This is a genomic window from Occultella aeris (assembly GCF_902703175.1).
GTDB classification, from domain to species: Bacteria; Actinomycetota; Actinomycetes; order Actinomycetales; family Beutenbergiaceae; genus Occultella; species Occultella aeris.
Map to the genome: position 1 here is coordinate 1 of NZ_CACRYJ010000011.1, position 20,528 is coordinate 20,528.

General features: G+C 71.5%; 20 protein-coding genes. 10 read left to right on the forward strand and 10 right to left on the reverse strand.

The window, feature by feature from the left end; genetic code table 11:
- Nucleotides 1–3: 3 nt before the first annotated feature.
- From HALOF300_RS03045 to HALOF300_RS27600, 3 genes are all read right to left on the reverse strand, one after another.
- Nucleotides 4–576: a GNAT family N-acetyltransferase gene (locus tag HALOF300_RS03045; protein WP_156739184.1), complete on the reverse strand. Its 573-nt coding sequence runs from the start codon at nucleotides 574–576 to the stop codon at nucleotides 4–6.
- A gap of 91 nt (nucleotides 577–667) precedes the next feature.
- Complete coding sequence (locus HALOF300_RS03050; RefSeq protein WP_156739185.1) at nucleotides 668–1,786, reverse strand: TNT domain-containing protein; 1,119 nt, start codon at nucleotides 1,784–1,786, stop codon at nucleotides 668–670.
- A 150-nt stretch (nucleotides 1,787–1,936) separates the two neighbouring features.
- Nucleotides 1,937–2,806, reverse strand: coding sequence for a DUF2249 domain-containing protein (locus HALOF300_RS27600; RefSeq protein WP_156739186.1), 870 nt, complete (start codon nucleotides 2,804–2,806; stop codon nucleotides 1,937–1,939).
- 129 nt (nucleotides 2,807–2,935) lie between these two features.
- Here HALOF300_RS27600 and HALOF300_RS03060 point away from each other — a divergent pair, with 129 nt between their 5' ends.
- The 7 genes from HALOF300_RS03060 (at nucleotide 2,936) to HALOF300_RS27230 (ending at nucleotide 9,146) form a co-directional block, all read left to right on the forward strand.
- Nucleotides 2,936–3,604, forward strand: coding sequence for a helix-turn-helix transcriptional regulator (locus HALOF300_RS03060; RefSeq protein ID WP_156739187.1), 669 nt, complete (start codon nucleotides 2,936–2,938; stop codon nucleotides 3,602–3,604).
- Nucleotides 3,605–3,701: 97 nt separating this feature from the next.
- Nucleotides 3,702–6,329: a multicopper oxidase domain-containing protein gene (locus tag HALOF300_RS03065; protein ID WP_156739188.1), complete on the forward strand. Its 2,628-nt coding sequence runs from the start codon at nucleotides 3,702–3,704 to the stop codon at nucleotides 6,327–6,329.
- A 47-nt stretch (nucleotides 6,330–6,376) separates the two neighbouring features.
- On the forward strand, nucleotides 6,377–7,276 hold the full coding sequence (locus tag HALOF300_RS03070) for a phosphoribosylaminoimidazolesuccinocarboxamide synthase (protein WP_156739189.1): 900 nt from the start codon (nucleotides 6,377–6,379) through the stop codon (nucleotides 7,274–7,276).
- 8 nt (nucleotides 7,277–7,284) lie between these two features.
- Nucleotides 7,285–7,836 carry a TOPRIM nucleotidyl transferase/hydrolase domain-containing protein gene (locus HALOF300_RS03075; protein WP_156739190.1) on the forward strand — a complete coding sequence of 184 codons (552 nt, stop codon included), beginning with the start codon at nucleotides 7,285–7,287 and terminating at the stop codon, nucleotides 7,834–7,836.
- 101 nt (nucleotides 7,837–7,937) lie between these two features.
- Entirely contained in the window at nucleotides 7,938–8,192 is a 255-nt protein-coding gene (gene purS / locus HALOF300_RS03080) for a phosphoribosylformylglycinamidine synthase subunit PurS (RefSeq protein ID WP_156739191.1), read from the forward strand.
- Nucleotides 8,192–8,875: a phosphoribosylformylglycinamidine synthase subunit PurQ gene (gene purQ / locus HALOF300_RS03085; protein ID WP_156739192.1), complete on the forward strand. Its 684-nt coding sequence runs from the start codon at nucleotides 8,192–8,194 to the stop codon at nucleotides 8,873–8,875. Before purS ends, purQ begins: the two co-directional genes overlap by 1 nt.
- Before the next feature lie 55 nt (nucleotides 8,876–8,930).
- On the forward strand, nucleotides 8,931–9,146 hold the full coding sequence (locus tag HALOF300_RS27230; RefSeq protein WP_231954982.1) for a hypothetical protein: 216 nt from the start codon (nucleotides 8,931–8,933) through the stop codon (nucleotides 9,144–9,146).
- Here HALOF300_RS27230 and HALOF300_RS03090 read toward each other — a convergent pair.
- From HALOF300_RS03090 to HALOF300_RS03100, 3 genes are read right to left on the reverse strand one after another with little or no spacing between them, the layout of a single operon-like run.
- Nucleotides 9,097–9,408 (reverse strand): DUF6510 family protein, encoded by a 312-nt coding sequence (locus HALOF300_RS03090; RefSeq protein WP_156739193.1) that lies wholly within the window; start codon nucleotides 9,406–9,408, stop codon nucleotides 9,097–9,099. The two genes, HALOF300_RS27230 and HALOF300_RS03090, sit on opposite strands and share 50 nt — an antisense overlap.
- Nucleotides 9,408–10,100 (reverse strand): ferredoxin reductase, encoded by a 693-nt coding sequence (locus tag HALOF300_RS03095; protein ID WP_231954983.1) that lies wholly within the window; start codon nucleotides 10,098–10,100, stop codon nucleotides 9,408–9,410. The genes HALOF300_RS03090 and HALOF300_RS03095 overlap by 1 nt, the downstream gene beginning before the upstream one ends.
- A gap of 17 nt (nucleotides 10,101–10,117) precedes the next feature.
- Nucleotides 10,118–10,762, reverse strand: a complete 645-nt coding sequence (locus HALOF300_RS03100) for a molybdopterin-dependent oxidoreductase (protein WP_156739195.1) — start codon at nucleotides 10,760–10,762, stop codon at nucleotides 10,118–10,120.
- Between the two features lie 111 nt (nucleotides 10,763–10,873).
- Between HALOF300_RS03100 and rnhA the strand changes: the two genes are divergently transcribed.
- The 3 genes from rnhA (at nucleotide 10,874) to HALOF300_RS03115 (ending at nucleotide 13,692) form a co-directional block, all read left to right on the forward strand.
- A complete protein-coding gene (gene rnhA / locus HALOF300_RS03105) occupies nucleotides 10,874–11,335 on the forward strand; it encodes a ribonuclease HI (protein WP_156739196.1) in 462 nt (153 codons plus the stop codon).
- A gap of 163 nt (nucleotides 11,336–11,498) precedes the next feature.
- Entirely contained in the window at nucleotides 11,499–12,287 is a 789-nt protein-coding gene (locus tag HALOF300_RS03110; RefSeq protein WP_156739197.1) for a TMEM165/GDT1 family protein, read from the forward strand.
- A gap of 127 nt (nucleotides 12,288–12,414) precedes the next feature.
- Entirely contained in the window at nucleotides 12,415–13,692 is a 1,278-nt protein-coding gene (locus HALOF300_RS03115) for an AI-2E family transporter (RefSeq protein ID WP_156739198.1), read from the forward strand.
- Between the two features lie 26 nt (nucleotides 13,693–13,718).
- On the opposite strand, the gene HALOF300_RS03120 is transcribed toward HALOF300_RS03115, so the two are convergent.
- The 4 genes from HALOF300_RS03120 to HALOF300_RS03135 all read right to left on the reverse strand — a co-directional run bounded on the left by HALOF300_RS03120 (nucleotide 13,719) and on the right by HALOF300_RS03135 (nucleotide 20,489).
- Nucleotides 13,719–14,414, reverse strand: a complete 696-nt coding sequence (locus tag HALOF300_RS03120) for a class I SAM-dependent methyltransferase (protein ID WP_156739200.1) — start codon at nucleotides 14,412–14,414, stop codon at nucleotides 13,719–13,721.
- Between the two features lie 75 nt (nucleotides 14,415–14,489).
- Nucleotides 14,490–17,090, reverse strand: coding sequence for a family 78 glycoside hydrolase catalytic domain (locus HALOF300_RS03125; protein WP_156739202.1), 2,601 nt, complete (start codon nucleotides 17,088–17,090; stop codon nucleotides 14,490–14,492).
- 16 nt (nucleotides 17,091–17,106) lie between these two features.
- Nucleotides 17,107–18,579, reverse strand: coding sequence for a hypothetical protein (locus HALOF300_RS03130; protein ID WP_156739204.1), 1,473 nt, complete (start codon nucleotides 18,577–18,579; stop codon nucleotides 17,107–17,109).
- Nucleotides 18,576–20,489 (reverse strand): heparinase II/III family protein, encoded by a 1,914-nt coding sequence (locus HALOF300_RS03135; protein WP_156739206.1) that lies wholly within the window; start codon nucleotides 20,487–20,489, stop codon nucleotides 18,576–18,578. The genes HALOF300_RS03130 and HALOF300_RS03135 overlap by 4 nt, the downstream gene beginning before the upstream one ends.
- Nucleotides 20,490–20,528: the final 39 nt, after the last annotated feature.

Sequence of the window (20,528 nt, forward strand, 5' to 3'; positions counted from 1 at the left end):
GAACTACGGGCGGGGGTCGGTGGCGAGGCGGGACATGAAGTGCTCGTCGATGCGCTCGCCGTCGAAGATGGCGGCGTCCCGCTTGGTGCCCTCGAACACGAACCCCGCCTTCTCGTAGGCCCGCCGGCCGGCCGGGTTGAACGAGAACACGTCAAGGCCGATCCGGTGCAGGCCGATCACGTCGAGCCCATGATCGGTGATCAGCCGGGTTGCCTCGGTGCCCAGCCCGCGGCCGCGGCCCGCCGGGCCGATCAGGATCCGGAAGTTGCAGGAGGAGGCGTTCGGGTCGTAGTCGTTGAGGACCGCCTCGCCGACGACGGCGCCGCTCGCGTTGTCCACGATCGCGAGGTCGAGGCGGTCGGTCGCCGTGGTGTTACGGAGGTAGAACTCCCGCACGTCCTCGACTCCGGTGTGGTCGGCCTCGAGATCGGCGGTGCTGGTGTAGCTCATCGTCAGCCGGCCCACCTCGGGGTCGTTCAGGACGGCGGCGATCGCGGGCAGGTCCGCCTCCTCGAACGGGCGGAGGGTGACTCGGACCCCGGTCAGGACGGGCTTGGTGGCGAAGTCGTGGGTCATTCCTCGACGGTAGGCGCGGAGGGTCCGCGATGTCGACGCCCGGGTCCGGTCGCACGTCCGCCGTATGTGTTGCTGGTCCGCCAGGGAGGTCTCAGTTCACCGGCAGGACCTGACGCAGCACCCCCGCGCGAACCAGGTCGCGCACGCCCCGGCCCTTGCCCTCCACGTGGAACCGGATGCCGCCGCCGGGCTGGTCGAACCACGGTGGCACGATCTCGGCCTGCACCTCGACCGGCTGCATCGCCATCAGGATGATCTCCCGGGCGCCCTCACCCGCAGCGGCCGGCGGCAGCGAACGCTGTTCCCAGGGCGTGCGCCAGGGGTAGAAGTAGAGGCCGTCGAGCACTCCGATCCGGTCGTAGGGCACTCCGGCCGCGAGGTTCGTGATGATGCCACCGGGCCCCGCCTGCATGAGCCGAGCGTGTAGGTCGGTGTAGCTGCGCTGGGCGGCCTGCGCGCGCTGGGCGAGCTCCTCCGTCGGGATCTGGAGCGGCTGCGGGACCGGCGCGGTGAGATAGCCCCAGACCGTCGCGCAGGCGTCGCGCTCGGTGAAGTGTTCGGCCAGGAGTTCGTGCTGGCCGTAGTCCTCGATCTGCACCCCATAGTGGCGAGGGCCGTAGCGGACGACTTCGATCGTGCCCTCGAGCGCAGCGTTCGGATCGTCGCCGGGCAGCACGACCCCGCGCTGCGGGTGCCCGATCGTGCCCAGTGCCGCACGCAACCGGGCCGCCTCCTCGCCCTCCACGTGATCCGGGGTCAGCCAGGCCGGCACCAGGTCGCGCTCCCGAGGGTGGCGGCGCAGGTCGGCCAGCCACTTCTCGTCGGTGGGCACCGGTGGCTCCTCGGGCGCGTCCAGCATCGAGCCGGTGGTCGAGTTCCAGTACGGGCGGCGGTCGTAGTTGTAGCTGACGTCCAGCGACCCCGGCGGGGTCATCGACGCCGCCGCGGACAGCCACGTGCCCTTGCGGGCCGCGCTCATGTGTGCGCGCAGCGCGGCCAGCGCTCCGACGGCGGCGTCCGGCACCCGCACGGGACGCGGGGCCGCATGTCCGGTGTCGGTCAGGTAGGCGCGCCCGCTGTGCTGCGTGCCGGCCTGCGACCACTCGACGTCGAACCTCAGCCATGACTGGGTGCCGGCCTCGACCTTCGCCGCGGTGAGCAGCGACCGACCCAACTGCTCCGTGAGGTCGGAGATGGCGTCGAGTTCCATGCCAGGCATTATGCCGTCCGGACCCTGCTCAGACGCATGGCCGGACGCGCCGCTGCGCCACTGACCCGTCGCGCGAATCAGTGACGCAGCGCCGGGGTCGGCGCGCCGTTGCGCCGGTGATGGCTCAGCGGTGCCATGCCACGGAATCGCTCAGTTGCGGGTGAACCGCAGCCGCCAGGCCTGCGGGGCCCGCTCGACGTAGATCACGTCGAACGCGCCAGGCCGGCGCTGCTCCAGCTGGGCCAGCAGTGGCAGCGGGTCATGGGGTGCGACGAGGATCATCGACGCTCCAGGCTGCACCGCATCGAGTGCCCCGAAGACGGTTGCGTGCCGGATCGGGTGCGGCACGGTCCGGGCATCGAGTTCCGGTTCCGCCACCTCGGTGCCGCCGCACGCGCAGGTGTGGCCGTGACCGGTGGCTGCTTCGACGGCGAGAGCCGGCTCCGCATGGTCCGGCCCGACGGCGAGGGCCGGGTCGGTCGCCGCGCTCGCGTCGTCGGCGGTGGCTGGCGCCGCGGTGCCGGTGCCGGCCGTGGCTGGGGCCAGCGCCGCCGCGAGGTCGGCGAGCGACACCACCGGAAGCGCAGCCAGGGCGGGCAGCAGGTGGTCGTCGACGTCGGCGAGGTGGGCGGTGGTGAGAGCGGTCAGGGCGCCGGCCGCAGCGACGCCGGCGATCGGGTCGGGCGCGTGGGCGAGGGACTGGGCCGCGCCGACGATGCCGGCCTGCTGGCCCGCGAGGCTCTGCGCCAGGAGTCGGGTGCCGCCATGCTCGCGGGCCTGCGCGAGGGTGTTGGCGGCCAGCCGGGTCAGATGGGGCAGCACGGCCGCGGCGGTGAACTCCTGCAACTCGCGCCGGGCGGCCTGGGCCGCGGTGGTGCCGTCCGTGGTCGCGCCGCCCGCGGCGGCGAACAGGGCGTCGGTGCGCGCCCGCAGCGCGGCCGCGAGTTCGGTGTGCCGGGCGCGGATCTCCTCGACGGCGGTGGCATCGGCCTGGGTGCTGGCGACAACGAGCGTGTTCATGAGCTTCCTCCGGAGTGGTGCGCCTGACTCCAGAACTTTATTACACTCTATTCCGTGATTATTAATCGAGGGCGCCCGTCGGACCTTGGCCCGCGGCCGATGGCGCCACCGGCAACGGTGCACAGACCGATGACCGCGGCTCGCGGGGCCGTGCTCGACCTGCTCGCGCAGCAGTCCGCCCCGTGCACCGTCGGCGCCCTCGCCCAGGCGCTGCACCAGCACCACAACACCGTCCGCGAACACCTCGACGCCCTCATCGACGCCGGCCTGGTCACGCGCACCCGCGCCGCGGCCAAGGGGCGGGGCCGGCCGGCCTGGCTGTATGTCGCGACCGAGCAGGACGCGCCGATGGCGACGCAGGAGTATGTGGGCCTGGCGACCGCGCTCGCGGCCCAGATCGCCCGGACCAGTGCGGATCCGCAAGAGGCCGGCATCACGGCCGGCCGGTACTGGGGTCAGGACCTGGCTCGTCGATCGACTGCTCGTGCCGACTCGAGTCCCGCGAGCCTCGGGGACGCCTACGACGAGGTGCTCGACACCCTGGACGGCCTCGGCTTCGACCCCGACCCGGAGCACGGCTCCGACGTGGTCCGGCTGCGCCGGTGCCCGCTTCTGGAGGCCGCCCACCGCCACGAGCACGTGGTCTGCGGCGTGCACCTGGGCATGGTCCAGGGATTGCTGGAGGAGGCCGGTGCGGACCCGGTCGGAGTGAGCCTCGAGCCGTTCGCCGAGCGGGGGGCGTGTGTGCTCCATCTGCCCGAGCAGTTGCCTGTTCGCGCGCCCGGGTCCGAGGCCTGAGCCAGTGCGGTCCCGATCCGACCTCCGACTGCCGGCCGCCCCGGTCGGCCCCACATCGCCCGAGGACGGACGCGCTGCCCGCCCGCCGCTACCGCCGATGCCGGACCGCACCCGCCATCACCTACGCGCGAACGCACCGGTCGTGTTCTGGCTGCTCGCCGTCGTGGTCGTCGCCATCGCACACCGGTGGATCCCCGACCAGCGCTGGCTACTCGTGCACCTGCTGCTGCTCGGCGCCGTGACGAACGCCATCGGAGTGTGGAGCAGCCACTTCACCGACGCACTGCTGCGCCACCGGCCGGCGTCCCGGCGCTGGCAGATGGTGCGCGCCGTCGCACTCAACGTCGGCGTAGCGGTGACCGTGACCGGGGTGGTCGCCGGGATCTGGCCCTTGGTGCTTGCCGGCGCGATCGTCGTCGGCGCCGCGGTGGCGGCGCACGGGACGGCCCTGGCGCTGCGGGCTCGGCGCGCCCTCTCCTCCCGGTTCGCCGCCACGATCCGCTACTACGTCGTCGCGTCCTGGCTGCTGCCGGTCGGTGCCGGCCTGGGCGCTCTCATGGCCCGCGGACCGGCCGACGAGTGGCAGGCGCGTCTTCAGGTGGCGCACGTGGCCGTGAACCTGCTCGGCTTCGTCGGCCTCACCGTGCTCGGAACGCTCATGACGCTCTGGCCGACCATGCTGCGCACCCGGATCGACCCCGACGGCGAGGCCGCGTCCCGGCGCGCACTGTGGCTCCTGGCGGGCTCGGTCGTCCTGATCGGGGTCGGGGCGGTCGCCGGGTCCAGGTGGCTGGTGCTGGCCGGGCTGGTCGGCCATCTCGTCGGGATCGCCTGGATCGGGGCGCCGATGGCGCGCGTGACACGCACGAAGGCGCCGACGTCGATGCCGACCCTGTCCGTGCTGGCCGGGATGTGCTGGCTCGTGTTCGGCCTCGTGCAGCTGATCGTCATCGTGGCGCGGACCCCGGACTGGGCCGAGCTCGCCACCGCCGTCGACGCGGTGGCGGTCCCGTTCGCGGCCGGGTTCGCCGCCCAGGTGCTCATCGGCGCGATGACCTACCTGGTGCCGGTGGTGCTCGGCGGCGGGCCGGCGGTCCTGCGCGTGACCATGACCGCGGTCGAGCGCGGCGCCGGGTGGCGGTTGGCGGTCGCCAACGCGGGCCTCGTGCTCGGCGTGGCTCCGGTGCCCTCGCTGGTGCTCGTCGCGGCGTCGTTCGCTGTGCTGATCGGGCTCGGGTCCTTCCTGCCGCTGCTCGTAGCCGCGGTCGTGACGAACCGCCGGGCGCGCTCGGCTGCGCGGACCCCGCGCGCGACCGGTCCGGTCGCGCCGGTGCCGCACCGCTATCGGAACCAGGCCGTCGCGGGTCTGGCGGCCCTCGCCCTCGCCGTCGCCGCGGCGGTCGCCGCGGACCCGGCGGCGGTCGGGGCGGGTGCGGGAGCAGGCGCCGGGGCGGACGGGACCGGGCAGACCACGACTGTGGTGGTCGAGGCCGCGGACATGCGGTTCACGCCGGATGTGATCGACGTGCCAGCCGGGAACCGGCTCGTGATCGAGGTGCACAACGGCGACGCGACCCAGGTGCATGACCTGGTGCTCGACAATGGCATGAGTTCGGGGCGGCTCGACCCCGGGGAGTCGGCCACGGTCGACGTCGGCGTGGTGGGCCGGTCCCTCGACGCCTGGTGCTCGGTGATCGGGCACCGGCAGATGGGCATGGTGCTGGCCATCCAGGTGACCGGCGGCGCCACTGACGCGACGGGCGACGCGGACACCGACGGCGCGGCGGGGCACGACGGTCACGACATGACCGGCGCCGCCGGCGCCACCGGCGCCGGCGCGGCCGCCGACCTCGACCCGGGCGCGACCCCCGCGCCGGGCTGGGAGGCGCCGGACGCCGTCGTCCCCGCGATACCGGCGGGCACCACGCACGAGTACACGTTCACGGTCGGGGAGGCGCAGACGGAGGTCGCGCCCGGGGTCACCCAGACGCTGTGGACGTTCGACGGGACGGCGCCCGGCCCCACCCTGCACGGCCGGATCGGGGACACGTTCGTGATCACGCTGGTCAACGACGGCACCATCGGGCACTCGATCGACTTGCACGCCGGTGCGCTCGCGCCCGACGAGCCGATGCGCACGATCGCGCCCGGGGAGTCGCTGACCTACACGTTCACGGCCACCCGCTCCGGGATCTGGATGTACCACTGCGCCACGATGCCGATGAGCGCCCACATCGCGAACGGCATGTTCGGGGCCGTGATCATCGACCCGCCGGACCTGGCGCCGGTGGACCGGGAGTACCTGCTGATCCAGTCCGAGTACTACCTCGGCGAACAGGGCGGCGAGGTCGACACCGCCAAGATCGCGGCGGGGGAGGCGGACCTGGTGGTCTTCAACGGGTACGCGAACGCCTACGACTTCGCGCCGCTCGAGGCCGTCGTGGGGGAGCGCGTGCGGATCTGGGTGCTCGCGGCCGGGCCGAACCGGGGCATCTCGTTCCACGTCGTCGGCGGCCAGTTCGACACGGTGTTCGCCGAGGGCGCCTACCTACTCACGCCGGACGGGACCACCGGGGGCGGCGCGCAGACCCTCGCGCTCGGCGCCGCACAGGGCGGGTTCGTGGAGCTCGTGATGCCCGAGGCCGGGCGCTACCCGGTCGTCAACCACGTCATGAGCGACGCCGAACGCGGCGCGCACGGCGTCCTCGAGGTGACCGCGCCGTGACCGGGCGGCGGCGCCGGCGGCCGCGATGATGGTGCCAGACTGGACCCGTGACCGACACCGCGACCACCCCACCCGCGCTGCCCGGCTGGCGGCACACCTACTCGGGCAAGGTCCGCGACCTGTACGTGCCCGACGACGGCGCCACCGACGTGGTCCTGGTCGTGGCCAGCGACCGGATCAGCGCCTACGACCACGTGCTCCCGACGACCATCGACGACAAGGGTGCCGTCCTCACGGCGCTGAGCCTGTGGTGGTTCGATCAGCTGAGCCCGCTCGTGGCGAACCACGTGGTCTCGCTCGAGGTGCCGGAGCAGGTCGCCGGCCGGGCGATGATCTGCCGCCGGCTCCAGATGTACCCGGTGGAGTGCGTGGCGCGCGGCTACCTCACCGGTTCCGGACTGGTGGAGTACCAGGCCACCCGTGAGGTGTGTGGGGTTCCGTTGCCGGACGGCCTCGTGGACGGCTCTCGGCTGCGCGAGCCGATCTTCACCCCGGCCACCAAGGCGGCCGTCGGCGAGCACGACGAGAACGTCTCGTTCGACGTGGTCGCCGCCCAGGTCGGTCAGGACGTCGCCACCCGGCTGCGGGACACCACCCTCGCGGTCTATGCGCGCGCCGAGGAGATCGCGGCCGAGCGTGGCGTGATCCTGGCGGACACCAAGCTGGAGTTCGGCACCGACCCGGTGAGCGGCGAGTTGATCCTCGGTGACGAGGTGCTGACCCCGGACTCGTCCCGGTACTGGCCCGCCGACCAGTGGCAGCCCGGCCGCGCCCAGCCCAGCTTCGACAAGCAGTTCGTCCGGGACTGGCTGACGTCGCCGGAGTCCGGGTGGGACCGGCGTTCGGAGGAGCCCCCGCCGCCGCTGCCCGCGGACGTGGTCGCCCGCACCCGGGACCGTTACGTCGAGGCCTATGAGCGGATCACCGGCCTGACGTTCGGAGCCTGACCCGAGCCATGCGGGCAGCGGTGCTGGTCGAGGGGCGCAGTGACAGCGCCGCGCTCGAACGGCTCGCCATCCGCCGGGGCCGGGACCTGGCCGCCGAGGGCGTCGCCGTCGTCGCGATGGGCGGCGCCACGAACATCCGCCGCTACCTCGAGCGGCTCGGCCCACGCGGGCTCGGACTTGACCTCGCCGGTCTGTGTGACGCGGCCGAGGTCGGCTACTACCGGCGCGGACTGGCCGCCGCGGGACTCGGTGCGGACCTGACCCGGGCGCAGCTGGAGCAGCGCGGGTTCTTCGTCTGCGTCGCCGACCTCGAGGACGAGCTGATCCGCGCCCTCGGCACCGACGCCGTCGAGGCCGTCATCGACGAGCGCGGCGACCTCGGCTCCTTCCGGACGATGCAGCAGCAACCGGCCCAGCGGGACCGGCCCCTGGACGCCCAGCTCCGCCGGTTCCTGGGCACGCGTGGCGGACGGAAGATCGCCTACGCACCGGCGCTCGTCGACGCGCTCGACCTGGACAGGGTGCCCGCGCCGCTCGACGGGGTGCTCGGCGCAGTCTGAGCCGACTGCCCGCTCTGCGGTCACCTCGCAGGACCGACGACGGCGGCCGGTAGGATCGGGACGTCCCGTCACCTTTCGTAGAACCAGGGAGTCCAGCTCAGATGGCACGTGTCGTCGTGGAGATCATGCCGAAGCCGGAGATTCTGGACCCCCAGGGCAAGGCGGTCGCCGGTGCGCTGCCGCGGCTCGGGTTCACCGACTTCGCGTCGGTGCGTCAGGGCAAGCGGTTCGAGCTGGAGGTGGCTGGCGACGCGACCGAGGACGTCCTCGCAGCGGCCCGCAGGGCCGCCGAAGAGGTGCTCTCCAACCCGGTCATCGAGGATGTCGTCTCGGTGCACGTCGCCACGGAGGACTGATGGCCCGCATCGGTGTGATCACGTTCCCTGGCAGCCTCGACGACCGGGACGCCGCCCGCGCGGTGCGCCTCGTCGGCGCCGAGCCGGTGCGGCTGTGGCACGCGGACGACTCCCTCGCCGAGGTCGACGCGGTGATCCTGCCCGGCGGCTTCTCCTACGGCGACTACCTGCGCGCCGGGGCGATCTCCCGGTTCGCTCCGATCATGGGCGCCCTCGTGGACGCCGCCAACGGCGGACTGCCGGTCCTCGGGATCTGCAACGGCTTCCAGATCCTGTGCGAGACGCACCTGCTCGCCGGCGCCATGATCAAGAACGAGCGCCTCACCTTCGTCTGCAAGGACCAGACGCTGCGGGTGGAGAACAACACCACCGCCTGGTCGAACGAGTACGCGGCCGGTGAGGAGATCGTCGTCCCGCTGAAGAACCAGGACGGGCAGTTCATCGCCGACGAGGCCACGCTCGACGAGCTCGAGGGCGAGGGCCGTGTCGTGTTCCGCTACGTCGGCAACCCGAACGGCTCCCGCCGGGACATCGCCGGCATCACCAACGCCCGCGGCAACGTGGTGGGCCTGATGCCGCACCCCGAGCACGCCGTCGAGGCCGGATTCGGCCCCGAGGGCTCCGGCACGGACGGTCTGCGCTTCTTCACCTCCGCGCTCGGGTCGCTGCTCGCTCGCAACTGACCCCCTCACCCGCAGCCCATCTCACCTCGTCGCGAAGATCGCGGACGGCCGCCCGGTGGGCACTGCCGTCATCCATTGGGACGGCTACCACGACGGTGACGTCGCCGACCGGCTCGGCCCGATCCCGGAGATCGCCACGCTGCACGTGGCCGAGCGCACCCGCTCCCGGGGAGTCGGCACTGGGACCGATCACACGGCTACCGAGACCGATCGGGCCATGGTCAAGATCCTGGGCGCGCAGCGGCTCCCGATCCCTCGCCGGGAAGGATGAGCAGGCGCGTGCCGGTCATGTCCAGGCGCAGCCGGCCCCCGGCGGTGGAGTAGCGCAGCACGACGTGGTCGCAGCCCCGGCAGCGGATCACCAGGCCGGGGCCGTGCGCGTACACGTCGTACCGCGCCAAGTCCGTGGTGGCCGCGCAGCCGTCGCACTGGACGGTGGCCATCGTGAGATCCACGGCGAACAACTCGGCGAGCGGTCCGGCGGCGGCATTGATGTCCAGCCTTCTGTCCGGCGGGTTCGGTGGCGTGCTCATCAGGGTCCTCCCGTGGCTCCGAAGCGTTCCGTCTTGATCCGAGACTGGTCGTGACCGAGGCTGAGCAGTCCGGCTGCGACGGTCTCGACGAAGGACGTCGGCCCGCACACGAACACCAGCGGCGATCGTTCGGGCGCGAGCGTGTGCTCGGCGAGCATCGTCACGTCCACCCGGCGGCGCAGGCCCTCCCAACCGGGCGGTACGGCTCGGGTCAGGGTCAGCGTCGTCGAGATTCCGGGGCCGGCGAGCTCGCCGGTGCCGATCAGATCCGCCTCGGACCTGGCCGAGTACAACAACCGCACCTGGATCTCGCTACGGGTCGCACGATGCTGGCCGAGCATCGACAGGAACGGAACCACGCCGGAGCCCCCGGCGATGAGCTGGACCGGACCGGCCGCCGTCGCCGGCCACACGAAGTAGCCACCGATCGGCCCGCGCAGCTCGAGCAGGTCGCCGCTGCGCAACTCCTCGGTCATGTAACCCGACACCTCGCCGTCCTCGAGTCGCTCGACGACCAGGTCCAGGTGCGGCGCCTGCGGCGGCGAGGCGATCGAGTAGCTGCGCTGCGCCGTGTAACCGTCCGGCGCGGTCAGCCGCACGTCCACGTGTTGGCCGGCGTCATGCCCCGCCCAGTCGTGGACGGCGAGGCGGAGGCGGCTCGCTGTCGGCGTCTCGGCCGTGACCCTCAGCACGTCGGCCACCTGCCAGTTCAGTCGCCGGCGTAGCGCTGTTGGCGCCATGGGTCCCCGTAACGGTGGTAGCCGAACCTCTCCCAGAACCCGAGCTCCTCGACCTCGCCGAGGACAAGTCCGCGCACCCACTTGGCGGACTTCCAGAAGTACAGATGCGGCACGAGTAGCCTGGCCGGGCCGCCGTGCTCGGGCCGCAACGGCGCGCCGTCATAGGTGTCGACGATCCAGGCGCGCCCGCCGGTGAGATCGGCCAGCGGCAGATTGGTCGTGTACCCGCCATCACTGAACGCGAGGGCGTACTCCGCCTCGGACTCGACGTCAGCCAGCAGCGTGTCCACGGAGACGCCCTCCCACCGGGTGTCGAACTTGGACCAGCTCGTCACGCAGTGGATGTCCACCTGGACCGGCTCGCGGGGCAACGCCCTGAACTCCGCCCAGGAGTAGTGCCGCACCCGATCCACAAGGCCCTGAACGGTGAAGTCCCAGCTGGACAGGTGGGTGTTGGGTGTCGGGCCGGCGGACAGCACCGGGAACCCGGTGCCGACGTCGTACTGCCCCGGTGGGAGCCGGGCCGAAGGTGGCCGGCGTGCCCGACCTGTGAAACCACGCGAGACGAATCGCGGCGTGGTGCCGTTGTTCGGATCGATATCGTTCGCGCCCATGGCCACATCCCGTCTCGAATATGCCCAACGTAGACGCCCGGCCGGGCCGGGCACCAGTGCTGCGCGGCCGCCGGTATGACTCGACCGCTCCGACGATCTAGGGTGCCAGTCATGGCTGAACCCGAACTCCCTGCGGTGTCGATGTGGACGGACGGTGCCTGCAAGGGCAACCCGGGCGTGGGCGGTTGGGGTGCCTGGATGCGCTTCGGCGAACACGAGCGCGAATTGTTCGGTGGCGAGGAGCTCACGACGAACAACAGGATGGAACTCACCGCAGTCATCGAGGGTCTGCGTGCGTTGAACCAGCCGTGCGAGGTGACGCTGCACGTGGACTCCTCCTACGTGATGAACGGGATGAAGACCTGGTTGGCCGGCTGGAAGCGCAATGGCTGGCGCACGGCGGACAAGAAGCCCGTCAAGAACGTGGAGTTGTGGAAATCCCTCGACGAGCAGGTGGCCCGGCACACGGTGCACTGGGTCTGGGTCAAGGGCCACTCCGGCGATCCGGGCAACGAGCGCGCGGACGAGCTCGCCAACCGCGGCGTGGACGCGGTGCGTACCGCGGCCGGATGAATTGTTCGGCCGACCGAATTCATAATTGTTCGCAGAGGCGAACATTCTCACCATTCGAGAATTCGGTGATGCGAATGTTCCGCGGGATTTGATTCTGCGTCGAACGCGCGCGTACCGTCATAGATCGCGGGGCATTCCCCGCGATCGATGAGGGGTCTGCTCCGTGCTGTCTGCGCTCGTGCTGAGTTTCGCCGTGATCTTCGTCGCCGAACTGGGGGACAAGTCCCAGCTGATGGCAATGACGTTCGCGCTGCGCTACCGCTGGTGGGTGGTCCTCGGCGGGATCACGGCCGCAACGGCCCTGGTGCACGTCGCCTCCGTCGGTCTCGGCCACGTCCTCGGCAACGCCATCCCGACCGGCCTGATCGCGGTCATCGGTGGGTTGGCGTTCATCCTCTTCGGGTTCTGGACATTGCGCGGTGACAGCCTCAGCGACGACGAGGAGGCCAAAGCCGCCCGCGTGAAGAAGTCGGCCTTCGTCGCCGTCGCCTCCGCGTTCTTCCTGGCCGAGATCGGCGACAAGACGATGCTCGCCACCGTCGCACTCGCCACCGACCACGACTGGGCCGGGGTCTGGATCGGCTCCACCCTTGGCATGGTCGCCGCTGACGCATTGGCCATCGTCGTGGGCGCCGTACTCGGCAAGCACCTGCCCGAGCACGTCATCCAGCTCGGTGCCGCCGTGCTGTTCTTCGCATTCGGTGGCTGGCTGCTCCTCGACGCGATCGTGCCGGACACGCCGGCGGGCCCGATGGGCGCGGTGCTGGTGGTCCTCGGTGCCGCTGCGGTCTGGATCGGCCAGCGGAACCGGCCGCGCGGCATCGGCCCGGCCGAGGGTACGGCCCAGGACGTCGGCCCCGGTGCCGAGCCGGCCGCCGTCGACCAGTCCGCCGCGATCGAGCCGGCGGTCCTGGCCGACGTCACCGACGGCGCGCTGAGCACAGGTCGCTGACCGGAGGCCGTCGCCCTGGCGGCCGCCAGGGCGGTGCTTCACGAAAGCAGCCTCCCGGCGTGGAAGACTGACCGCGCGGGGCAGACCCCCGCCGCATCATCCTCAGCGGGCCCAGCACAGGAGCAGCATGTCCACCCAGTCAGGATCGGGCGTTCTCGAGGTCAACTCGCGGCCCTCACTGCAGACCACGGCGCTCGTGCTCGGGGGACTCACGATTGCGGCGGTCGGCCTGCACTTCGCGTCCAGCATCGTCGCGCCCACGTTCTTCGCGCTCACGCTCATCGTGTCCGCCCGGCCCCTGCAGATGTGGCTGACCAGGCACCGGGTCCACCCGATGGTCGCGGCGATCCTGGTGTTGCTGTTCCTGTACGTGATCCTCGTCGCGCTGGTGATCATGCTGGCCCTCTCGGTCGCCCGCCTGGTCGCCGAGCTGCCGGCGTACTCGTATCGGTTCCAAGCGATCTACGCCGACCTCATCGAGTGGCTGAGCCAGTTCGGCGTCGACGAGCAGACCCTCGAAGGGGTGCTCGGCGACTTCGACCTGAACCGGATCGTCGGGCTGCTCGGCACCGTGCTGGAGGGGATGTCGTCCGCAGGCGGTCAGGCGGCACTGCTGTTGGTCGTCATGTTCTTCCTGGCCATCGACTCGACCAACGTCGGGCGCAGGTTCGAGCTGTCCGTCGCCCAACGTCCCAACCTCACCGCCGCCCTGGTCGACTTCGTCACCGGCGTTCGCAAGTACTGGATCGTCGCGACCGTGTTCGGCCTCATCGTGGCCGTGCTCGACGTGATCGCACTGTCGATCATCGGGGTGCCGATGGTCCTCGTGTGGGGCGTGCTCGCCTTCGTGACCAACTACATCCCGAACGTGGGGTTCGTCCTCGGCCTGATCCCGCCGGCACTGATCGCCCTGGTCGACGGCGGGGTGAGCCAGATGATCTGGGTGATCGTCGTCTACTCGGTGCTCAACTTCACCGTGCAGACGATCATCCAGCCGAAGGTCACCGGCGATGCGGTCGGGCTGAGCCCGGTGGTCAGCTTCCTCAGCCTGACGTTCTGGACCCTGGTGGTCGGCCCGCTCGGCGCCATCCTCGCGGTCCCGCTGACCCTGTTCGCCAAGGCCGTTCTCGTGGATGCCCACCCCGCGTCCCGGTGGATCAGCGCGTACCTGGTCACCGACGCCGAGGCGCGAAAACAGCTCGCTCGGTTCCGAGATGCCAGGACCGGCGCCGATCCGGAGCCCGACCCGGCCGACCCGGACGAGGTCGACGACGCAGCCGGGCCGGAACCGGCCGGGCCCGAGGCCACCGTGAACGCGACCAGCGGGTCCATCGCGGACGGCCCCGAGGAGTCAGGTGTCGGTCGCGATGACGATCCCGGCGAGGAACGGCGCCCGCAGGCGTGATGCCCGGCGCGGACCTGCCGGCTGAGTCAGGCGGTCCGGCGCGCGCGCAGCACCACGTCGTCCACATGGCCGACGCCCGCCCCGCTCGTGGGCACCACCCGTGGACGGGTTTCCAGCGTCTCCACCTGCCAGCCCTCGTCCAGCGTCGCCGCGAACTCCTCCGGGCGCAGGAACTCACCGGGGTCCGGCCCTCGCCACTGCCGTGAGGGGGTGGTGCCGCCGTCCGCACCGATACCGGCGGGCGCGCCGTGGTTGTGGTTGTGGTTGTGACCATGCCCGTGCCCTGCGGCGGGCTGGTCCGCTGGTGCGCCCAGGTCGTGCGCGACCATGAGGAACAACCCGCCCGGGGCGACGGCGTCGGTCAGGCCGCGCACCGCCGTCAGGCCCTGGCTGCGCAGCAGCGGGAAGTACATGAGGGAGACCAGGTCGTACCCGCCCGGCTCGGGCACTTCGGCGGTCAGGTCGACGTGGACCCACTCGATCCGATCCCCGTGCTCAGCGGTCACGGACGCGGCCGCGCGCTCGAGTGCGACGGGGGAGATGTCCGTCGCCGTGACGCGCCATCCGCGGGCCGCGAGCCAGAGCGCATCCCCGCCCTCGCCGGAGCCCACATCCAGCACCCGTCCCGGTTCGAGGTCGGCGGCCTCGACCGCCAGGGCGCCGTTGACCGCGCCGCTCCAGTTCCGCTCGGCGTAGATCTCGTCCCAAACCGCCTGGTCCATCCGGGCTCCTCTCGTCAGTGCCAAGCCTGAGGTCCGGTGTGTCAGTTCGACAACTCCCGTTGCCGGACTGGCAAACTACCCGACGGCGCCACGCCTGCGGAGAGTGGCGTCCCAACGGATGTTCATCTTGCCCGCCGGAGCGTTCGTGATCTCGATGCGGTCAGCTGCCCAGGCGATGGCCGCGCCTGCCGGGGCATCGACGGTGGCGCCCTCGGGGAGACCGAGCTCGGCTCGGTGGACGATGAGGTGGCCGGTGGTGTTCGGCGGCGTCGCGACGTCCAGCGTGCCACGGGCCCGGTCGTAGTCGACGGTGACCGGGCCCCTGATGGTTGGGACCGTCCCGGACATCCGGTTGAGGAGCCCGGGACGCGGTTCGATGAGGACGCGCGCCGCCCCGGGGGACTGCGAACGCACCCCGAGGACCCATCGAGCGATCACGTTGACCGGGGCCGAACCCCAGGCGTGGGAGTACGTCATGTTGGGCTTCAAGGACGGATCCCAAGCCTCGGGAACGATCGTGGCAGCGAGGTTGTCGATCAGATGCAGCCAGCTGTTCGGCCCGGACGCGGACATGAGCGCGAGCGCGTGATCGCTCCGGCCCGCCCGGCACAGCGCCTCCAGGAGGAACTGGGCACCGTAGACGCTCATCCGGATGCCGCCGCGCCCGAGCCAGTCACCGAGACCGGCGAGCCGGTCGGTAGGAGCGAGGCCGAGCGCGACCGGGAACGCGGTGGCGTGCTGGGCGTGGTGGGTCGACCCCAGCCCGTCACGGTAGGCGGACGCATCGAGCAGGAGGGAGTTGAGGGCGGCGCGCATCCGGTCGGCCAGGGCACGGTAGCGGGCGGCGGCCTGCGGGCGGTCGGTGACCTCGGCGATACGGGCGAGGGTCGCATAGGCGGCTGCCTGGAAGGCGTTCAGGACCGTGTTCACCTCGGTGAACTCGTATCCGTCCCGGTACGTGACCGGCCAGTCGACCAGATCGGCGTCCCAACCGCCGGCAGCAGGCCCCGGGTCCTTCCGCAGCAGACCGTGCACACCGAGGAAGTGGTCGTAGTTGAGACCTTCCCAGTGCTCGAAGTCGGTCCGCAACTGCCGATCGTCACCGGTGGCGAGGTAGTCCTCCCACGCCATCAGGACCGGCATCAGGTGGTACTCGGACGGCCAGGTGGACCGCCGGGTGAGGTACTCGCCGGAGTAGCGTGCCAGCGCGTAGCTGCGCTCGACCGCGTACTGGGAGAGCTGGTTCACATACGCATCTCCCTCGTACGGGCCGCGCTCGCGAGCCGGCGTGTCGATGTACACGTCGAGCGAGGTCGCCTCGATCGTGTACCGACACAGCTCCCAGACTCGGTCCAGATCCGGGTCGGAGGAGGAGAACGCCGCGCCACCCACGTAGGGCGAGCGGAGCACGAGGGGCCGGACCGCGTGGGTCAGGTCGAGCGCCGGGTCCGCCTCGAGCTCGATGTAGCGGAACGCCCGGTACCCCCAGTGCTCCACGGACTGCGGCCCGTCACGCAGGGTCCAGGTGTCCTCGTAGACGTTCTGGGTGCGCATCCGGAACCGCACGCGTCCCTGCGCCAGCTCCTCTCCGAGGCGAACGTGCACGCGTGCACCCGAACGGCCGTCGACGTCGAGGCGGATACCTCCGACGATCTCGCGACCGAGGTCGATGAACCAGCGACCGTCCGGCTGCCGAGCCGCCTCGGCGACCTCGCCGAGACTCTGCTCGATGCTGACGATCGCCGGGGCGGGATCGGGCGGCGCCGCGCATACGCGGGCCGGCGCCCAGTCGCGGTCGTCGAAGCCTGGCTCGGTCCAACCCACTGGTTCGTGTCTGGCGTCCCAGTCCTCGCGGGGGGCTCGGTACCAGCCGCCGCCGATGTCCGCGGAACCGGGTAGCAGCCGCTCCCCGCTCGCGGCCTTCCACCGGCTGGAGGTCGTGACCTCGATGCGGTGGCCGTCGGCGAGCACGACGACGAGCCGCGCGATGAACTGCCGTCCGTGCTCAGCCCAGCACAACGCCGCAAGTGCGTTCCGGCCAGGCTTGAGCGCGTTGGCGAGATCGTGGGTGTGATACCGGGCGCGCGAGTCCGAGTCGCGCACGCTGCCCCGGCCGGCGACGGAGGCGTTGGCCCACAGCTTGTAGACGTACTGCCGTCCGCCCCGAGGTCCGGTCTGCGCCGTCTGCCCGCCCTCGGCCGAGCGCCCCGCCGCCTCGACGAATGCCGACAGGACGGGCGCGTCCGGCAGGTCGAACTCGTGCCGCAGAAGCACCCAGGAGTTCTCGGCGCCCGAGTCCTCGACGCCGGCGGGTCCCCAGATCGCCTCGCCGCCCCACGAGTCGGCGGCCGTGATCAACCGTGACGGCGTCGACCAGTCCCCGGCCACCGACGTGTCCGCTCGCACCCGCCACCAGTACGGCGTCGATGCCGCCAGCCGCGGCCCCGCGTACGGCACGGCGGTCGACGACGACGACGTGACCGGCCCGCTGTCCCAGAACGGCGCGCCGAAGGACGCCGGCGAGGCGGCCACCTGGATCCGGTACCCGACCTGCATACCGTCGCCGAGTGCCGGGACGAGCCAGGAGAACCGGGCGTCGGCGACGTCCACGCCGACCGGCTCCGACTGCAGATCGACCATCAGGCCGGACGGCCGGCCGGGCGAATCGGCGCTCATGCCGCGCACTGCCGGATCAGAAGACCCCGCCCCGGCGAGACCACTGCAACGTCAGGCCGGCTCCGCCGTCGACATCCGACGGCGCCCGATAGTGCAGCCACCACGTGCCGTCCGGGGCGGACTCGACGCGTTCCAGCGCGGCGGCGCCGGTGACGGCGACCTCCAGTCCGGGCAGCCGCCACCGCTCCGGCGTCACCGATCCGCCGTCGAGCCCGTCCGCCCGGACCTGGAACGCGAAGGAGCCACCCGCCGGCCACCGCAGCCGGACCTCGACGGCGTCGCTGCCCGCGCAGGACGCGGCGACGTCGATCGTGAGCTCGCTGACCAGCCGGAGCCAGCCTACGCCGGTGCCGAGGCGCCAGTGTGCGGTCAACGGATGGAACTGATCGCCCAGACCGCTGCGATCGCCACCGAGATGCTCGGCGCCGACCATGACGTTGACGTCGAGCACCGTCGTCGCGACCCGACGTCCGTCGATCGGCTGCTCGAGGGTGCGCGGACCGGGGAAGGACCGCAGCGCTGCGCGTACCGGTGACGGCAGGTCGGGGATGCCCAACGCGGCCACGGACGGGCCGAGCGCGAGGTCCCAGAAATGTTCGAACGGATCGCTGATGTCCGGGAACGGCGCGGCCTCCCGGCCAAGGGCCTGCCACAGCCACAACCCGATCCCACTTGCGTAGGAGTTCAGGTCCATCCCGTAGGAACGGTCGTACGGCCCGGCCAGGTTGCACAGACCTGCATGGTAGTGGTCGGCGACGTCGCGCCAGAGCGCGAGCTCGACGGCGCCGGCTCGCTGGACCGTGCCCGGCTCGCTTCCGTAGCGGCGCCAGAGGGCGAGCGCGTAGAGGTCGATGCCGTAGTAGGTGGGCGAGTTGTACTCCTCGAACGCCCCGCGGGCCTCGAACGCCTCGAGCACCTGCCCCATCAGGTGGAGGCCGCGCGCGTCGCACTCGCGATCGGATCGGCGTCGTCCGACGGCGTGCATCAGGAATCCGGCCATGAGCGCGATGTTGGAGTAGAGCGGGTCGACCCCACGTGCGAGCGTGCCCGCCACGGCCAGGTCGAGCGCGTGCTCGATCCGCGCGACGAGCTCGGCGGGCAGGTGACCCTCCCTCTCGACGAGGATGTGCAGGAGCGCGCAGCCGATGAACTCCCGCCAGTTGGGGTCGTAGTCACGGAACGCTCGCGCGCCGTCGACGGGCGTCGGCTCGTCGGGCCAGCGGAGCCAGGTACCGTGCCAGGGCGCGCCTGGTTGATCGAACTGGTGGTCCAGCACTGCGTCGATCGCGCGCACCGCGCGCCGGTTGTCTGTGGAGCCGCCACGAGCGAGCAGTCCGAGCGCGTACCAGCAGGTCTCGCGCACCCGAGCCCGCCGCTGGGTCGGCGCCCAGGCAGGATCTACGACCAGGCCGATGCTGGCATCCCACCACTGGTCCAGGACCGCCATCGAGGCGGCCGCGAGTCCGCTCTCGCTCGCCTGCCTGGTCATGCGTGTGACCCTTCCCGCGTGAACGTCGCACGCAGGGTCGTCGTGCCCTGCGTGAGACCCCGTACCGCGACGACCCCGAGTGGTAGACCTGTCGGGTTGGCGGGCGCGCAGGCTCGGTTCGCCGTCCATCCTGGCGGCACCGCGATCCTCAGCGTCGGGGCATCCGGGTGATCCCACGTCACGGCCACGATGCCATCCAGCACGGTCAACGACCGGACGTCCGTGAGCCACCCGTGCCCGAGGTCGTCGGACGGCAGGTCGATCACCGGGCCGGCCGGCGCGACGATCGTGCCGTCACCGTGGAACAGCCACTCGAGCGCAGTTCCCGGGACCCCCGCCACCTCCATCTCGTCGGTCCAGCCCGATGCCGTCAGGCGCAGGGTGCGGCGGACCTCGGCGCCGTTCCAGCTGGACTGGGCCACCAGGGACCGGTCATCGGCATGGACCAGCAGACCGTCGTGCGGTGGCTGCGGCCGGTCCCCGACGACGAGCAGGTTGTGCGCAGCCTGCGAACGCATCCACACCGTGATGTCGGCCCCGTACCCGCTGGTTCCGAGGTCAAGGCTGCGCCACCCGCCACACTCGACGTCCACGGCGAGCTTGTCGTGGTGATCGTGCCAGCCCGCATCCGGACCGAACCGCATCGCCAGCCGAACCAGCGGGCTCCGGAGCACTCCGATGCCTGGCCCAGGCCACACGAACGAGGCCGGCGTCACGCCGTCGTCGGTGCCATGCAACGAGTCCGCGCCGAACACCATCGCGCCCACGCTGTAGCGGCCGGCGCGCTCGGGCGACGGACCGGCGACCCGGCCCGCTCCGAACCACAGCTCGACGGCCGCCGGAGCGTCGCCGAGGTAGGACGACGCGAGCTGCGCACCCGCCCCCGGCAGCAGCCTCGACGCGACCTCGGCGGTCTGGGCGAAGTCGCCGAGGAAGCTGTTCGGCCAGCCATCGCCGTAGGCGGGCACGCGGCCGTCGGAGTAGGCCAGTCTCGCGGGCGCCTGCACGGCCCGGAGGAGCCGCTCGGCATGCTCGTCCTCGAGCGCGCCCGGCCCGGCGACCTCGACGAAGGACAGCAGCGCGTTGACCGCGTAGAAGTGGTAGTGCGGGTTCACCTCGAACCACAGACCCTCCGGGTGGATGCCTTCGAGGATCTGGTTCCGGGCTCCGAAGGGTCCCTCGGTCACCGTGCTGAGCAACTGCTCGTCGCCGATGGCGACCGCACATTCGGCCAACGCGGCAACGAGCCAGCAGTGGATGTTGTGGATCATCCCGAGCTGGGGCGCCAGCACGGCAGCGATCTCCCCGGCAAGCCGCCGGGCCGCGGCCCGGGTCGACTCCGCCAGCAGTGGCCCCGCCCATCGGACCGAGCGCAGCAGTCCGATGGCCCACACCGACTCGTCCAGGTTCTGCGGCAGCACTCGCCCCTGCCCGACGTTGACGCCGTGCAGCGCGTAGGAGCCGTAGTCGCAGGCGTAGCGGTCCACGATCTCGGCTAGGGCAACGGCGGCGCTCCGCCGCCGATCCTCGTCGCCATCGAGCCGCGCGAGCAGTGCCGCCCGCTGTGACTGGGCCGCTGCCATGTTGTGCATCCGGGTTCGCCACGCGCCGTCCCAGGGCTCCCCGCGATAGGCACGCCCACAGGTGGGGCACACGTGCTCGTCCGGGCTGCCCGGGTCGAACCGCAACGGCTCACCATCGTCGTCGCAGAAGTAGTGGTGCGTCCAGGCGCTGACCTGGTCCGGTCCCGGCAGCCGCAGGTGCGACTGCCAGAACACGAAGTCCTCGCGCACCGCGTCGAGGGTGTCCGCCGCCCAACCGGGCTCGCCGACGCGGCTGCGTACCTGCTCCCAGTCCGGGACGACGCTCGTTGCCATCGCTGGGGCTGCCGCCCGCTCATCGTGAAGCATGTGTTCCTTCTGTCGGTGTTCGTGTCGATCGTGCTGGTG

What these genes read in the sequence shown, in the direction of transcription:
- HALOF300_RS03045 (WP_156739184.1), bottom strand. Translation starts at nt 576, where the DNA reads ATGACCCACGACTTCGCCACCAAGCCCGTCCTGACCGGGGTCCGAGTC.
- HALOF300_RS03050 (WP_156739185.1), bottom strand. Translation starts at nt 1,786, where the DNA reads ATGGAACTCGACGCCATCTCCGACCTCACGGAGCAGTTGGGTCGGTCG.
- HALOF300_RS27600 (WP_156739186.1), bottom strand. Translation starts at nt 2,806, where the DNA reads ATGAACACGCTCGTTGTCGCCAGCACCCAGGCCGATGCCACCGCCGTC.
- HALOF300_RS03060 (WP_156739187.1), top strand. Translation starts at nt 2,936, where the DNA reads ATGACCGCGGCTCGCGGGGCCGTGCTCGACCTGCTCGCGCAGCAGTCC.
- HALOF300_RS03065 (WP_156739188.1), top strand. Translation starts at nt 3,702, where the DNA reads ATGCCGGACCGCACCCGCCATCACCTACGCGCGAACGCACCGGTCGTG.
- HALOF300_RS03075 (WP_156739190.1), top strand. Translation starts at nt 7,285, where the DNA reads ATGCGGGCAGCGGTGCTGGTCGAGGGGCGCAGTGACAGCGCCGCGCTC.
- purS (WP_156739191.1), top strand. Translation starts at nt 7,938, where the DNA reads ATGGCACGTGTCGTCGTGGAGATCATGCCGAAGCCGGAGATTCTGGAC.
- purQ (WP_156739192.1), top strand. Translation starts at nt 8,192, where the DNA reads ATGGCCCGCATCGGTGTGATCACGTTCCCTGGCAGCCTCGACGACCGG.
- HALOF300_RS03090 (WP_156739193.1), bottom strand. Translation starts at nt 9,408, where the DNA reads ATGAGCACGCCACCGAACCCGCCGGACAGAAGGCTGGACATCAATGCC.
- HALOF300_RS03100 (WP_156739195.1), bottom strand. Translation starts at nt 10,762, where the DNA reads ATGGGCGCGAACGATATCGATCCGAACAACGGCACCACGCCGCGATTC.
- rnhA (WP_156739196.1), top strand. Translation starts at nt 10,874, where the DNA reads ATGGCTGAACCCGAACTCCCTGCGGTGTCGATGTGGACGGACGGTGCC.
- HALOF300_RS03115 (WP_156739198.1), top strand. Translation starts at nt 12,415, where the DNA reads ATGTCCACCCAGTCAGGATCGGGCGTTCTCGAGGTCAACTCGCGGCCC.
- HALOF300_RS03120 (WP_156739200.1), bottom strand. Translation starts at nt 14,414, where the DNA reads ATGGACCAGGCGGTTTGGGACGAGATCTACGCCGAGCGGAACTGGAGC.
- HALOF300_RS03125 (WP_156739202.1), bottom strand. Translation starts at nt 17,090, where the DNA reads ATGAGCGCCGATTCGCCCGGCCGGCCGTCCGGCCTGATGGTCGATCTG.
- HALOF300_RS03130 (WP_156739204.1), bottom strand. Translation starts at nt 18,579, where the DNA reads ATGACCAGGCAGGCGAGCGAGAGCGGACTCGCGGCCGCCTCGATGGCG.
- HALOF300_RS03135 (WP_156739206.1), bottom strand. Translation starts at nt 20,489, where the DNA reads ATGCTTCACGATGAGCGGGCGGCAGCCCCAGCGATGGCAACGAGCGTC.